Origin of the sequence: uncultured Oceanisphaera sp., assembly GCF_947495715.1 — a bacterium.
In the GTDB taxonomy this organism is placed as follows: domain Bacteria; phylum Pseudomonadota; class Gammaproteobacteria; order Enterobacterales; family Aeromonadaceae; genus Oceanimonas; species Oceanimonas sediminis.
The window spans coordinates 103,274-117,424 of the sequence record NZ_CANLZU010000015.1 but is presented as its reverse complement, the minus strand read 5'-3'; the positions used below and the strand labels follow the sequence as shown (position 1 = coordinate 117,424).

Below are 14,151 nucleotides of genomic sequence, written 5' to 3'. Positions count from 1 at the left end.
TTCCCCCTTAGTTCAGTTGGTAGAACGCCGGACTGTTAATCCGTATGTCGCTGGTTCGAGTCCAGCAGGGGGAGCCATTTTCCTTGTCATTTCAATGCTGCTCGCTCATGATACTCCCCTGAGCAATTGCTCTTCAAGCTGTTCCCTATCTACCCTGATGCCCCGTTTTCATAAGGATAATGACTATGCGGGAAACTCGTCCCTTTGGTCAGGCTCTGCTACTGTCAGGCTCTATTATTATCTTGCTGAGTATTTTGCTGCCCTGGTGGGCCAGCTACCATGCTCTTCAGCTTCAAGAACAACAGACTCATGATCGCCTGACACAGGTTACCACCACGGAGCTATCGGCTTCCCTGCTACCCGGCCTCGCCGAGTTGTCCATAGAGCAACCGCTACCGGCCAGTCACTCTGCATGGTGGTTTGGGCAGATATCAACCCCTCATCAGGAAATCGTCGGCGATACCCGGGTGTTTTATCGACTCGATACCAGGCCGGCCACCACCCAGTGGCTACAGCTGTCCATCCCCCTGACGCTGGTCAACCTGCTTATTTTTGCCGCTCTGCACCGACGCAGACGTAAAGATGAGGAAACCAGAAAGCACTATTTCACGTCTCTGCTGCTCGATCCCGACCTGGGCCATCTCGGTGGTAACGACCCGGTCGAACAGGGAATCATCAGCCTGCACCAGAGTTACCGTCACCAGCTGGAAGATCTGCAACAGCAACTGGGTGTGGCACAACAGCAAAGCTATCAGGACAGCCTGACCAATCTTGGCAACCGCTTTGCCTTTCGTCGTGATCTCGATTTGATGCTTAACGATGAAAACAAGCTGGCTACCGCGACCCTGATGATAGTGCGTGCCAGCGCCTTGCAGAGTATTAATGTTCAACGCGGATTTCAGGCGGGTGATCAGTATCTGCGGGACATCGTCAAACTGGTGCGTAAAGCCATTCTGCCCGAGCTGGGCGCCAGGGGCTATCGTATCAGTGGTACCGATATTGCGGTGTTGGCCAAAGGGCAATGCGAACCGCTGGCGGAACGCCTCGGCACACTATTGAACCAGGAACTGTATCATTATCAGCATGTACACGAACTGGATTGTGCCGCCTATCTCGGCTTCACTCAACTGCTGCCGGGGCAACCCTCGGAGCAGGTATTGATCAGAGCCGATCTGGCACTGGCCCAGTCTCAGGGTCGAGAGCCCAATAGCTGGAGTGTGGTACTCAAACACAACAGTGATGAAGAAATGGGAGAAAGCGAATGGCGTCAGCTGCTGCAGAACATGCTCAACGAAGACAAGATTCTGTTGCAGGTACAACCCGCCCAAATTCGCAAACAGGCCATGCCCGGCTATAACGAAATTTTCACCCGTTTTCCTAATGATCAGGGGGGCACCTACCCGGCCACCACCGTGTTTGCCATGCTGCAGCGGTTGAACATGTCGATGCTGTTCGAACAGAAGATCATCGACATGATTCTGCAACAGATAGAGCACAAGGCACTGCCCAGGCAGCGCTGGGCCATCAACCTGACGCCCGCCAGCCTGCAGCAGAATTCTTTTTTAATCTGGCTGGAACGGGTATTGCTGCGCGACAAGGAAATGAGCGCCAGCCTGGTGTTTGAACTGGATGAACAGGTACTGCAACACCAGCGAGTAACCGGCAAGCGACTGCTGGACATGATTCGTCGTTGTGGTGCCCGCTCGGCGGTCAGCCGCTTCGGCCAGGGTTACGGCTCTTTTCAACTGTTGCGAGAGATAAAGCCCGACTATATCAAGCTGGACGGTCAGCTGGTAAGGCAACTGGAAGCAGACAGCACCAGCCAGCAATTTGTGCGCATGATCGTCGATCTGTCACAGCGCATGGGCTGCCATGTGATTGCCGAAGGCGTAGAAACCGGTGAGCAGAAACAGTTGCTGGAGTCCATGCATATCGATGGTATCCAGGGCTATCTGGTGGCGAGACCCGGAGACTTCGACACCTTCAAGGGGCTGGCGATTTAAAGCGGATCAGTTGGTTGATAAGCTCTCCCAGGTGACGGTAACGCTTGAGCTCGTCCGGGTTGTAGCGTGTCGACATGGTCGCCGGGCTGTGTCGATGTTTAAGATAGCGCATGATCTGCAGGCGATTGAACCCCCCCACCTGATAAACCAGATCCAGCAGCGTTTTTACCTGTTCCGAGTCCAGCCCGCACAGTTCGGCATAGCCGGGTTCGAGCGGGCTGTGAATGCTCAGCTCCACCTGGCTAAGGCTCCCTTCTTCTTGCAGGTATTCCAGCCACTGCTCTACATACATCGGCTTGGTTCCCGCCAACAGCTCGAAAAAGCCCTTGCCGGAGCGACAGCCCGACAACAGCAACACCGCCAGTTGATCGCTGTTGCAGCTAAAATCGACGGCTCCCTGCTCACTCCAGTCAAGCGCCTGAATACGAATTTCAGCCTGACCGCCCTCTAGATCCTGCACCTTGAAAATAAACACATCGCCTCCACTGTTACCCCAAAAAACCATCTTGGCGTAATCTCCACCATCAGTCAAAAGTCAGGCTTCACAGCCCCCGCATATGCGTGTAAGGTCTGCTTCTCTGTTGTATCCCGTTCATTGTAAAGCAAGGAGTCGTCGTCATGCCCAATAAGGAAGTGACCTACAGTATTTCTGAATTGGCCGATGAGTTCGACATCACTCCCCGTACCCTGCGCCATTATGAAGAGCTGGGACTGCTGACACCCAGGCGCAGAGGCAACACCCGTATCTACAGCCATAAAGACCGGTTCAGACTGGCACTGACCATTCGTGGTAAACGACTGGGTTTCAGCCTGGCCGAGATGCGGGAACTGTTTGAACTCTATGATGCCGATCACCGTTCTCGCCCCCAGCTTCATTCCATGGTGGCCATGATCGCCGAAAAACGTGCCAGCCTGCGCCAGCAGCAGGAAGACATAGAAAGGGTGCTCGCCGAGCTGGACGCCGCCGACATCAAGGCTCGGGAAACCCTGGAAAACATGAAGCATCACTGAAAAATAAAAGGCCCGCACTCGGCGGGCCTTTCTGATGTTAGTCGCTCAGGCTGATACTGGCCAGCTTGTCGAAGTAATCGGGAAAAGTCTTGGAGGTACACTTGGGATCCAGGATCACCACCGGGGTATCACTCAGGGCTACCAGCGAGAAACACATGGCAATACGATGATCGTTGTAGGTGGCAATCTCCGCTTCCTGCAGCTTGGCTGTCGGAATGATCACCAGGTAGTCTTCACCCTCTTCCACCTCGACACCCAGCTTGGCCAACTCGGTGGCCATGGCATACAGCCGGTCGGTTTCCTTCACCCGCCAGTTATAGATATTGCGAATGCGGGTGGTGCCTTCGGCAAACAATGCCGTGGTGGCGATGGTCATGGCCGCATCGGGAATATGGTTCATGTCCATGTCCACCGCCTGCAACGGCGCCACATGCTCGGCTTCGATAAAGTCATCACCCCAGGTGATTTTGGCACCCATGGCTTCCAGTACATCGGCAAAACGAATATCGCCCTGAATGCTGTCGCGACCAATACCGGTTACCCGCACCTTGCCCTTGATGGCACCGGCGGCCAGAAAGTAGGAGGCGGATGACGCATCCCCTTCCACCAGAAAGTCACCCGGCGCGATATAGGTCTGATTGCCCTTGATGTAAAACGTCTGGTAATTGTCGTGCTCCAGCTCCACACCGAACTGGCGCATGATATGCAGGGTAATATCGATGTACGGCTTTGACACCAGCTCACCCTTGATATGGATACGGGTATCCCCGGATGCCATGGGTGCCGCCATCAAAAACGCGGTCAGAAATTGACTGGATACCGAGCCGTCGATATGAACGTCGCCGCCCCACATTCCCTTGCCGTTGATAAACACCGGCGGATAGCCGTCATTCTTGAGATAGCTGATATCGGCGCCGGCTTCTCGCAGGGCTTCGACCAGATGGCCGATGGGCCGTTCCCACATGCGTGGCTCGCCGGTGAGGGTAAATTCACCGGTGCCAAGACAGAGCGCGGCGCACAGCGGTCGCATGGCGGTGCCGGCATTACCCAGAAACAATGACACCGGCTCACCGGCACTGAAGGCGCGACCCAGGCCGTGTACCACACACTCGGTTTTGTCTTCCGACAGCTCATACTGCACGCCCAGCGTCTTGAGCGCATCCAGCATGTAACGAATATCGTCACTGTCGAGCAAGTTGGTCAGGCGGGTCGTGCCCTGAGCCTGAGCGGCCAGCAGCAGCGCCCGATTGGATACGGACTTGGAGCCGGGCAGATTCACGCTGCCCTCCACCCGGGCAATAGGAGATAATTTAAGGCTTTCCATATGATTCCTGGAGATACGGGATAAACAAAAACAGAGGCTGTCTAGACGTTAACAGGGCTGATGCATCAGGGCAAGTAAACAAAAGGCCGGCTTGCGCCGGCCTGTTCTCAACCCAGCACCTTGGCCAGTGCGTCCATGCAACGCTGGTTTTCCTGCTCCAGCCCGATGCTGATGCGCAGGCAAGTCGGCAGACCATAACCGGCAATGGGGCGGACGATGACCCCCTCACGCAACAGCGCTTCATATACCGGGGCCGCATCACGTTGCAGATCCAGGGTAATGAAGTTGGCGCGAGACGGCACATAGCGCAGACCACGCTTCTCGAAGAAGGCTTGGTAACGGGCCATCTCGCGCCGGTTCAATTCGACCGCCTCGGACAGATAGACATCATCGCCCAACGCCGCTTCTGCCGCCGCCAGGGCCAGACTGTTGCAGTTGAAGGGTTCACGCACGCGATTCAGTACACCGATAAGCTCGGGATGCGCCACCATGTAACCGACCCGCAGACCCGCCAGACCATAGGCCTTGGAGAAGGTACGCGACACGATAAGGTTGGGGTATTGTGCCAGCCAGTCGATGGACGGATGCCGCTCGTCCTCGGCCACATATTCGGTATAGGCCTCGTCCAGTACCACCAGCACTTGCTTGGGCACCCGAGCCAAAAAGGCGGCCAGTTCGGTCCTGGTCAAAAAGGTACCGGTCGGGTTATTGGGGTTGGTGATGCACACCAGCTTGGTCTGTTCGGTAATGGCTGCGGCCATGGCATCCAGATCATGACCGAAGTCTTTGGCCGGCACCACCACAGCGTCGGCGCCATGAGCCTGAGTGGCCATGGCATACACGATAAAGGTGTACTGGGAAAACACCACCTGCTGACCGGACGAGACGAAGGTGTGGTAAATCAGGTCGATCAGCTCGTTGGAGCCGTTACCCAGGATCAGCTGGTCGGTATTGACCCCCAGCTTGTCGGCCAGCGCCGACTTCAGGGCAAAGCCGTTGGCATCCGGGTAACGCGCCAGCTCCGGCAACGCCCGCTCGATGGCGGCTTTGGCCTTGGCGCCCAGTCCCATGGGGTTCTCGTTGGATGCCAGCTTGACGCTGTTGCTGATGCCGAGCTCGCGCTCCAGCTCTTCCACCGGCTTGCCCGGCTGATAAGGGTGTAACTTCTCTACCCCGGCATTGGCCAGGGCCAGATAATCAATACTCACAGTGACTCCTTGTATGTGTTTTTTAATTCCTTGCTCCGCAAGGCCCGCCAACTGAAGTGGCGGCTACAAATTGATGCCGCCATTTCATCCAGCGCTGTTTTCTCTAACCTGCCGATTTCCAGGTTTTGGGATTCGCTTCGCTCAGCCCAATCTACGGCAAACAGGCAGCGCCGAAGCTTCACGAAGCAGTAGTGGGGATTGCCGTAGCCGACCGTCAAATGCCATGGATGGCATTTGCTGAGCGTCCCATGGATAGGCTTGAAGCGTGTCGGCGGAGCGTAACCGCACTGCTGCTTCGCATTGCGGACTCACAGTGGTAAGTAATATTGGGATTCGCTTCGCTCATCACCAACCTACTGCTATTGGTTCAGCCGTGTTGCTTGGCGAACTTGTCCATGAAGGCCACCAACGCCTGTACCCCTTCGATGGGCATGGCGTTATACAGGCTGGCACGCATGCCACCCACGATGCGGTGGCCCTTCAGCGCCAGCAGCCCTTCGGCTTTGGCTTCCTTGAGGAAGGCCTCATTCAGGCTGTCGTCCTTCAGCTGGAACGGAATATTCATCCAGGAACGAGCCTGCAGATTTACATTGTTGCTGTAGAAATCGCTGGCATCCACATAGTTGTACAGCAGCTCGGCCTTGGCCTTGTTGCGCTCGCCCATGGCGTCCAGGCCACCCTGACGCTTCAGCCACTGGAACACCAGACCGGCCAGATACCAGCCGTAGGTCGGCGGCGTGTTCAGCATGGAGTCGGCCTTGGCCATGGCTGCATAGTCCATGATCGCCGGAGTATGCGGGCAGGCCTGCTGGAGCAGGTCTTCACGTACGATTACCACCGCCAGACCGGACGGACCTATGTTTTTCTGGGCACCGGCGTAGATAAGGCCGAATTTGCTGACATCGATGGGGCGAGACAGAATGGTGGAAGACATGTCCGCGATCAGCGGCACATTGCCGGTGTCGGGCACGAAGTGATACTCGATGCCTTCCACCGTTTCATTCGGGCAGTAATGTACGTAGGCGGCGGTCGGGTCCAGATCCCAGCTGTCAGCCAAGGCACGCGGGCCGTTTTCGGTGGCGGCAAAGCCGTCCAGCACCCGAACCTTGCCTACTTTTTCCGCTTCCGCCACGGCGGATTTCGACCACTGACCGGTAACGATGTAATCGGCTTTGGCATTCTTGCCCATCAGGTTCAGCGCCACGGCGGCAAACTGGCCACGGCCACCGCCCTGCAGAAACAACACCTTGTAATTGTCCGGCACCTGCATCAAGTCACGCAGATCCTGCTCGGCCTGGGCCGCAACCGCCATATAGTCGGCGCCGCGATGACTGAGCTCCATCACCGACACACCCAAACCGTTAAAATCGCGAAACTCGGCCTGAGCCTGCTGCATGACCTCAACCGGCAACATGGCCGGACCCGCGCTGAAGTTATAAACCATCTTCTCCATTTTCCCTGAGTTACCTATACGCTGAATAATCGATAACACGGCCGCATCACGCCGGTACCCGTTGTTATCACCACCACCCTATCGTTTTTACACGTCCAGACGGCCAAGTCAAAGTGATTTCGTGTATTGAATCACAGTTGAACAAAAGGGGCCACTGGGGCCCCTTGTTCTCAATGCACGTTATTTACGCTTCACTGTCCGGGTCCTGCAGTTCGTCGTTCCCGTCAACGTCAGATTGGCCGTCGACTTCAACGTCGGCCTGTTCGCCGGTCGGGGCATCGCCCTCACCGTCAATCAGCTCATCATCGTCTTCGGGTTCTTCGATACGCTGCAGACCCACCACCTGCTCGTCTTCTCCGGTACGGATCAAACGCACGCCGGCGGTGTTACGGCTGATCAGGCTCACTTCCAGCACGCGGGTGCGCACCAGAATGCCGCCGTTGGTGATCAGCATGATTTCGTTGCTGTCGTCCACCTGAATGGCGCCGACAACCGGACCGTTACGATCGCTGACCTTGATCGACACCACGCCCAGGGTGCCGCGACTCTTGGTCGGGTACTCTTCCAGTGCGGTACGCTTGCCGTAACCATTGGCGGTCACGGTCAGAATGGGGCCTTCACCGCGCGGAATGATCAGTGACACCACCTTGTCATCCCCCGCCAGGCGAATGCCGCGCACACCGGAGGCGGTACGCCCCATGGGCCGTACGCCCTTGAAGGTGCCCTTGCTTTCGGCCGCGTCGCTGTCTGACCCTTCGCCTTCTTCCGGACCGGACTCGCCCTGCTCGTCGTGGCTTTCCACGTCGGCATGGCCGCTACCTTCGGCGAAACGCACCACCTTGCCCGCATCGGAGAACAACATGATCTCGTTGCTGCCATCGGTGATATCGACGCCAATCAACTCGTCGCCTTCGCGCAGGTTGATGGCACGAATACCGGATGCCAGCGGCCGGCTGAAGGCCGACAGGCTGGTTTTCTTCACGGTGCCGTCGGCAGTGGCGAAGAACACATACTTGTCGTCGGCATATTCCTGCACCGGCAGAATCGCGGTGATCCGCTCATCGCCATCCAGCGGCAACAGGTTGACGATGGGTCGGCCACGGGCGGCACGACTGGCCTCCGGCAACTGATACACCTTGAGCCAGTACACCTTGCCGGCGGTCGAGAAGCACAGAATGGTATCGTGGGTATTGGCCACCAGCAGGCGTTCCACAAAGTCTTCCTGCTTCATCTTGGTGGCCGACTTGCCACGGCCACCGCGACGCTGGGCTTCATAATCGGTCAGCGGCTGATATTTCACGTAGCCCTGATGGGACAGGGTCACCACCACGTCTTCCTGAGTGATCAGATCTTCGATGTTGATCTCGGCGCTGGAGGCGGTAATTTCGGTACGACGGGCATCGCCGAACTGTACCTTGACCGCTTCCAGCTCTTCCCGAATCACTTCCATCAATCGTTCCGGGCTGTTCAGGATATAGAGCAGCTCGGCAATCAGGGTGAGCAGATTCTGATATTCCTCGAGAATTTTCTCGTGCTCGAGGCCGGTCAGGCGGTGCAGACGCAGCTCAAGAATGGCCTGGGCCTGTTGCTCGGTCAGGTAATAGACACCTTCGCGAATGCCGAATTCGGGCTCCAGCCACTCGGGGCGTGCCGCATCGTCACCGGCCCGCTCCAGCATGCTGGCCACATTACCCAGTTCCCAGCCCTGACCGACCAGGCCGGCCTTGGCTTCGGCCGGGGTCGGCGAGCGGCGGATCAGCTCGATAATCGGGTCGATATTGGCCAGTGCGATGGCCAGACCTTCCAGGATGTGCGCCCGATCCCGCGCCTTGCGCAATTCGAACACGGTGCGGCGGGTCACCACTTCACGACGATGCTGAATAAAGCATTCCAGCATGTCCTTCAGGTTGAAGATGCGCGGCTGGTTGTTGTCCAGCGCTACCATGTTGATGCCGAACACGTTCTGCATCTGGGTCTGTGAATAGAGGTTGTTCAGAATCACCTCGCCCACTTCACCCCGGCGCACTTCAATCACGATGCGCATGCCGTCCTTGTCGGACTCATCGCGCAGGGCACTGATGCCCTCGATGCGTTTTTCCTTGACCAGCTCGGCGATTTTCTCGATCAGCCGGGCCTTGTTCACCTGATACGGCAGCTCGGACACGATAATGGTTTCGCGACCGGTTTTCTCGTCGGTCTGCACCTCGGCCAGGGCACGCACATAAATCTTGCCGCGACCGGTACGGTACGCATCGATGATGCCGGACTTGCCGTTGATGATGCCGCCGGTAGGAAAATCCGGTCCCGGAATCAGCTCGATCAGCTGATCGATGCTGATGTGTTCGTCGTCAATCAGCGCCAGACAGCCGTCCACCACCTCGTTGAGGTTGTGCGGCGGAATATTGGTGGCCATACCCACGGCAATACCGGAAGAACCGTTTACCAGCAGGTTGGGTACCTTGGTCGGCATCACTGCCGGTATCATCTCGGTACCGTCGTAATTGGGCACCCAGTCGACGGTCTCTTTATCCAGATCGGCCAGCAGTTCGTGGGCAATCTTGTCCATGCGAACTTCGGTATAACGCATGGCGGCGGCGGAGTCGCCATCCACCGAGCCGAAGTTACCCTGGCCGTCGACCAGGGTATAACGCATGGAAAAATCCTGTGCCATGCGCACTATGGTGTCGTATACGGCACTGTCGCCGTGCGGGTGATATTTACCTATTACATCACCTACCACACGGGCCGATTTCTTGTAGGGCTTGTTCCAGTCGTTGCCGAGCTCGTTCATGGCGAACAGCACGCGGCGATGTACCGGTTTCAAACCATCTCGAACATCGGGAAGCGCCCGCCCCACGATCACGCTCATGGCGTAATCCAGGTAAGAGCGTTTCAGCTCTTCCTCGATGTTTATCGGCATGATTTCTCGGGCCAGATCGGTCATAGAAAGCCTTGTCCCCAGTTTATTGTTGATATCGCAATAAAAAACGCATCATTCTACCATACAAATGCGTGCAGGGAGCAGTCATGCTGGCAGCGAAAACCGACTGGGCTATAATGGCCGCTCTGCACATTAATCTGACCATCGTTTAAGGCGTTGCCCGTGAATGTAGATCAACAGGAAATCGAAAAATTCGAAGCCATGGCCTCCCAATGGTGGGATCTGGAAGGCGACTTCAAGCCCCTGCACCGGCTTAACCCGCTGCGTCTGAACTGGATTGCCGACAAGGCCGATGGGCTGTTCGGCAAACAGATCATCGATATTGGCTGTGGCGGCGGCATTCTCAGCGAAAGCATGGCCCGGGAAGGTGGCGAAGTGACCGGTATCGACATGGGACAGGAGCCACTCGCGGTGGCCCGGCTGCACGCACTGGAAATGGGCGTGAGCGTCAATTACCGTCAGAGCACCGCCGAACAGGTGGCCGCAGAGCATACGGGACAGTTCGATGTGGTCACCTGCATGGAAATGCTGGAGCATGTGCCCGCGCCCGCCTCCGTGGTGCAGGCCTGCGCCGACCTGGCCAAACCCGGTGCCACCCTGGTGTTTTCCACCATCAACCGCAATCCCAAGGCCTGGCTGATGATGATAGCGGCGGCCGAGCATCTGTTTAAAATGGTGCCCAAAGGTACCCACGATCACCGCAAGTTCATTACTCCCGCCGAACTGTGCAGCTACATAGAGCAGGCCGGTCTGGTGGTCAAAGACATCAGCGGTGTGGTCTATCAACCGCTGACCGGCACCTTCAAGCTCAGCCGGGATGCGGACGTCAACTACATGGTGCATGCCATCAAGCCGGAGTAAGCAATGACCTTTGACGCTGTGCTGTTCGATCTGGATGGAACCCTGCTGGACACGGCCGGAGACATGGGGGCTGCCGCCAACCATGTCATAGAGAGCCTGGGGCTGCCCGCCCTGACCGAAGCGGTATTGCAATGCACCACCTCGGACGGCTCCTATGCCCTGCTCAGGGCCGGCATTCATCCGGCATTGATCGAGCATCATGGCCTGGAGCAGCTGCGGGGGCAGATGCTGCGCTTTTACGGTGACAACCTCTGTCATCATACCCGCCCCTACGACGGGGTGCCGGCCCTGCTGGACTGGCTGAACATGAGCCGCATTCCCTGGGGCGTGGTCACCAACAAGCCCGCCGCACTCACCGATCCCTTGCTGGCCGGACTGGCGTTGTTTCGCCACTGTGGCGTGACCGTCAGTGCCGATACCCTGCCCTACAAGAAACCGCATCCCGCTCCCTTGCTGTTTGCGGCCGAGCAGCTGTTGGTTGCGCCACAGCGCTGTATTTACATCGGCGATCACAAACGCGATATAGAAGCCGGACGCGCCGCCGGCATGACCACGGTGGCGGCCGCCTGGGGTTATATTTCCGCCGACGAAGACCCGAACTACTGGCAGGCGGATCATCAGCACGGCACGGTTTTTACGCTGACCGACTGGCTGAAAGACACATTCGACGCCAAGTGATGAAAGATCCGGCGGGATCTCCAATACCCCTTTTTTGCAAGCCAAATATTTTTAAAAATCTTTCTCGCCGGGCATAAAACAAGCAGCCATTTGCCAGCGCCAGACTCCCAAAGGGATAGACGTTAGTAAGTACAAACCTTTGGCGAGAGATCACAGATTATCCACAAGCTTTACCGGCATCCACCGGCTTGAGAATTGTGAGCTAACCCACTATATTGTGCCCATCATCACACAAGACAACTAGATGTTGTGCTTCTTCCGGCCATCAACCACACTATGTAGGGTATTGATGACACGGGATGTTTTTTGCCGAAGTAGACGCAACACCACTGGGAGAAGGTCAGTTTCATGAATAAACATCTGCTGGTTACCAAACGTTCTGGCGCCAAGGAGCACCTCGATCTGGACAAGATCCATCGAGTCATCACCTGGGCTGCCGAAGGACTGGACAATGTTTCCGTCTCCCAGGTGGAGCTGCGGTCACACATCCAGTTCTACGATGGTATCCGCACCGAAGATATTCACGAGACCATCATCAAGGCCGCCGCCGATCTGATCTCCGAGCAGACCCCTGACTACCAGTATCTGGCCGCCCGCCTGGCCGTGTTCCATCTGCGCAAGAAGGCCTATGGTCAGTTCGAGCCACCTCATTTTTATGATCACGTTGCCCGCCTCACCGAGATGGACAAGTACGACCAGCATATTCTGGCCGATTACAGCCGCGACGAGCTCGACGCCCTGAACGCACACCTGGATCATGACCGCGATCTGACCTTCTCCTATGCGGCGGTCAAGCAGCTAGAAGGCAAATACCTGGTGCAGAACCGGGTGAGTGGCGAGATTTACGAAAGCCCGCAGTTCCTTTATATGCTGGTGGCCGCCTGTCTGTTCTCCAAGTACCCGAAAGATACTCGGTTGAGCTTTGTTACCCGCTTCTATGATGCGGTGTCCCAGTTCAAGGTGTCTTTGCCCACGCCCATCATGTCCGGCGTGCGCACCCCGACCCGTCAGTTCAGCTCTTGCGTACTGATCGAGTGCGGCGACAGCCTGGACTCCATCAACGCCACCTCCGGCGCCATCGTGCGTTATGTGTCCCAGCGTGCCGGTATCGGCATCAACGCCGGTCGCATTCGCGCCCTGGGCAGCCCCATCCGTGGCGGTGAGGCCTTTCACACCGGCTGTATTCCTTTCTACAAACACTTTCAGACCGCGGTTAAATGCTGCTCTCAGGGCGGTGTGCGTGGTGGTGCCGCCACCCTGTTCTACCCCATGTGGCACCTGGAAGTGGAATCGCTGCTGGTACTGAAGAACAACCGCGGCGTGGAAGAAAACCGCGTGCGTCACATGGACTACGGCGTGCAGATAAACCGCCTGATGTACCAGCGCCTGATCCAGGGCGGCGACATCACCCTGTTTTCGCCCTCCGACGTGCCCGGCCTGTACGACGCCTTCTTCGAGGATCAGGCGAAATTTGAAGAGCTGTACGTCAAGTACGAGCAGGACAGCAGCATTCGTAAACGCACCCTCAAGGCGCTGGAGCTGTTCTCGCTGATGATGCAGGAACGTGCCGGCACCGGTCGTATCTACATTCAGAACGTGGATCACTGCAACACCCACAGCCCGTTCGACCCGGCGGTGGCTCCGGTACGCCAGAGCAACCTGTGCCTGGAAATCGCCCTGCCCACCAAGCCGATGATGGATATCAACGACGAGAACGGCGAAATTGCCCTGTGCACCCTGTCGGCCTTCAACCTGGGCGCCATCAGCGACCTGAGTGAACTGGAAGAGCTGGCCGAACTGGCGGTACGTGCGCTGGATGCCCTGCTCGACTACCAGGACTACCCGCTGCTGGCCGCCCAGAAAGGCTCCATGAACCGTCGTACTCTGGGTATTGGTGTCATTAACTACGCCTATTACCTGGCCAAAAACGGCGTCAAGTATTCCGACGGCAGCGCCATCGGTCTGACCCACAAGACCTTTGAAGCCATTCAGTACTACCTGCTGAAGGCTTCGGTCAAGCTGGCGAAGGAATTCGGCCCCTGCCCGGCCTTTAACGAGACCACCTATTCCCAGGGCGTGCTGCCGATCGATACCTATAAAAAGGATCTGGACAAGCTTTGCCAGGAGCCGCTGCACCTGGACTGGGAAACGCTGCGCGAAGAGATAAAGACCGTTGGTCTGCGCAACAGTACCCTGACCGCGCTGATGCCGTCAGAGACCTCGAGCCAGATTTCCAACGCCACCAACGGCATAGAGCCGCCCCGTGGTCTGGTGTCGGTCAAGGCCTCTAAAGACGGTATCCTCAAGCAGGTGGTACCGGAATACGCCGAGCTGAAGAACCAGTACGAGCTGCTGTGGCAGATGCCGTCCAACGACGGTTACCTGCAGCTGGTGGGCGTGATGCAGAAGTTTGTCGATCAGGCCATTTCAGCCAACACCAACTACGATCCTGCCCGCTTCGACGGTGGTCGGGTGCCGATGAAGCAGCTGTTGAAAGACCTGCTCACCGCCTATAAATTCGGTCTCAAGACCCTGTATTACCATAACACCCGTGACGGTGCGGCCGACGCCCAGAACGACATGCAGGAAGATGACGGCTGTGCCGGCGGCGCCTGCAAAATATAATTGATGCTGGCGGGGTCAAACCCCGCCTTTCTGCGCGGAACAATAGA

10 protein-coding genes and 1 tRNA gene are annotated in these 14,151 nt (G+C 57.1%); 6 read left to right on the top strand and 5 right to left on the bottom strand.

Annotation, left to right across the window (positions count from 1 at the left end; all coding sequences use genetic code 11):
• The first annotated feature begins 1 nt into the window (after window position 1).
• Together Q0753_RS11045 and Q0753_RS11040 are read left to right on the top strand one after the other, a co-directional pair.
• Window positions 2–77, top strand: a tRNA-Asn gene (locus tag Q0753_RS11045).
• 108 nt (window positions 78–185) lie between these two features.
• The gene (locus Q0753_RS11040) at window positions 186–2,003 is read left to right on the top strand and encodes an EAL domain-containing protein (protein ID WP_298720592.1); all 1,818 of its coding nucleotides are present in this window, start codon (window positions 186–188) and stop codon (window positions 2,001–2,003) included.
• Here Q0753_RS11040 and Q0753_RS11035 read toward each other — a convergent pair.
• Window positions 1,984–2,478 carry a hypothetical protein gene (locus Q0753_RS11035; RefSeq protein WP_298720589.1) on the bottom strand — a complete coding sequence of 165 codons (495 nt, stop codon included), beginning with the start codon at window positions 2,476–2,478 and terminating at the stop codon, window positions 1,984–1,986. The two genes, Q0753_RS11040 and Q0753_RS11035, sit on opposite strands and share 20 nt — an antisense overlap.
• 143 nt (window positions 2,479–2,621) lie before the next feature.
• Here Q0753_RS11035 and Q0753_RS11030 point away from each other — a divergent pair, with 143 nt between their 5' ends.
• Complete coding sequence (locus Q0753_RS11030; protein ID WP_298720587.1) at window positions 2,622–3,014, top strand: MerR family DNA-binding transcriptional regulator; 393 nt, start codon at window positions 2,622–2,624, stop codon at window positions 3,012–3,014.
• 37 nt (window positions 3,015–3,051) lie between these two features.
• Here the strand turns inward: Q0753_RS11030 and aroA are convergent, their stop codons facing one another.
• The 4 genes from aroA to gyrA all read right to left on the bottom strand — a co-directional run bounded on the left by aroA (window position 3,052) and on the right by gyrA (window position 9,943).
• Complete coding sequence (gene aroA / locus Q0753_RS11025) at window positions 3,052–4,338, bottom strand: 3-phosphoshikimate 1-carboxyvinyltransferase (protein ID WP_298720585.1); 1,287 nt, start codon at window positions 4,336–4,338, stop codon at window positions 3,052–3,054.
• Window positions 4,339–4,445: 107 nt separating this feature from the next.
• Window positions 4,446–5,546: a histidinol-phosphate transaminase gene (gene hisC, locus Q0753_RS11020; protein ID WP_298720583.1), complete on the bottom strand. Its 1,101-nt coding sequence runs from the start codon at window positions 5,544–5,546 to the stop codon at window positions 4,446–4,448.
• A 367-nt stretch (window positions 5,547–5,913) separates the two neighbouring features.
• Window positions 5,914–6,999, bottom strand: a complete 1,086-nt coding sequence (serC, locus tag Q0753_RS11015; protein ID WP_298720581.1) for a 3-phosphoserine/phosphohydroxythreonine transaminase — start codon at window positions 6,997–6,999, stop codon at window positions 5,914–5,916.
• A 184-nt stretch (window positions 7,000–7,183) separates the two neighbouring features.
• Window positions 7,184–9,943, bottom strand: coding sequence for a DNA topoisomerase (ATP-hydrolyzing) subunit A (gyrA, locus tag Q0753_RS11010; RefSeq protein WP_298720579.1), 2,760 nt, complete (start codon window positions 9,941–9,943; stop codon window positions 7,184–7,186).
• A gap of 159 nt (window positions 9,944–10,102) precedes the next feature.
• Here gyrA and ubiG point away from each other — a divergent pair, with 159 nt between their 5' ends.
• The 3 genes from ubiG (at window position 10,103) to nrdA (ending at window position 14,104) form a co-directional block, all read left to right on the top strand.
• Complete coding sequence (gene ubiG, locus Q0753_RS11005) at window positions 10,103–10,801, top strand: bifunctional 2-polyprenyl-6-hydroxyphenol methylase/3-demethylubiquinol 3-O-methyltransferase UbiG (protein ID WP_298720577.1); 699 nt, start codon at window positions 10,103–10,105, stop codon at window positions 10,799–10,801.
• 3 nt (window positions 10,802–10,804) lie between these two features.
• Window positions 10,805–11,479, top strand: coding sequence for an HAD-IA family hydrolase (locus Q0753_RS11000; protein ID WP_298720575.1), 675 nt, complete (start codon window positions 10,805–10,807; stop codon window positions 11,477–11,479).
• Window positions 11,480–11,827: 348 nt separating this feature from the next.
• Window positions 11,828–14,104: a class 1a ribonucleoside-diphosphate reductase subunit alpha gene (nrdA, locus tag Q0753_RS10995; RefSeq protein WP_298720574.1), complete on the top strand. Its 2,277-nt coding sequence runs from the start codon at window positions 11,828–11,830 to the stop codon at window positions 14,102–14,104.
• Window positions 14,105–14,151: the final 47 nt, after the last annotated feature.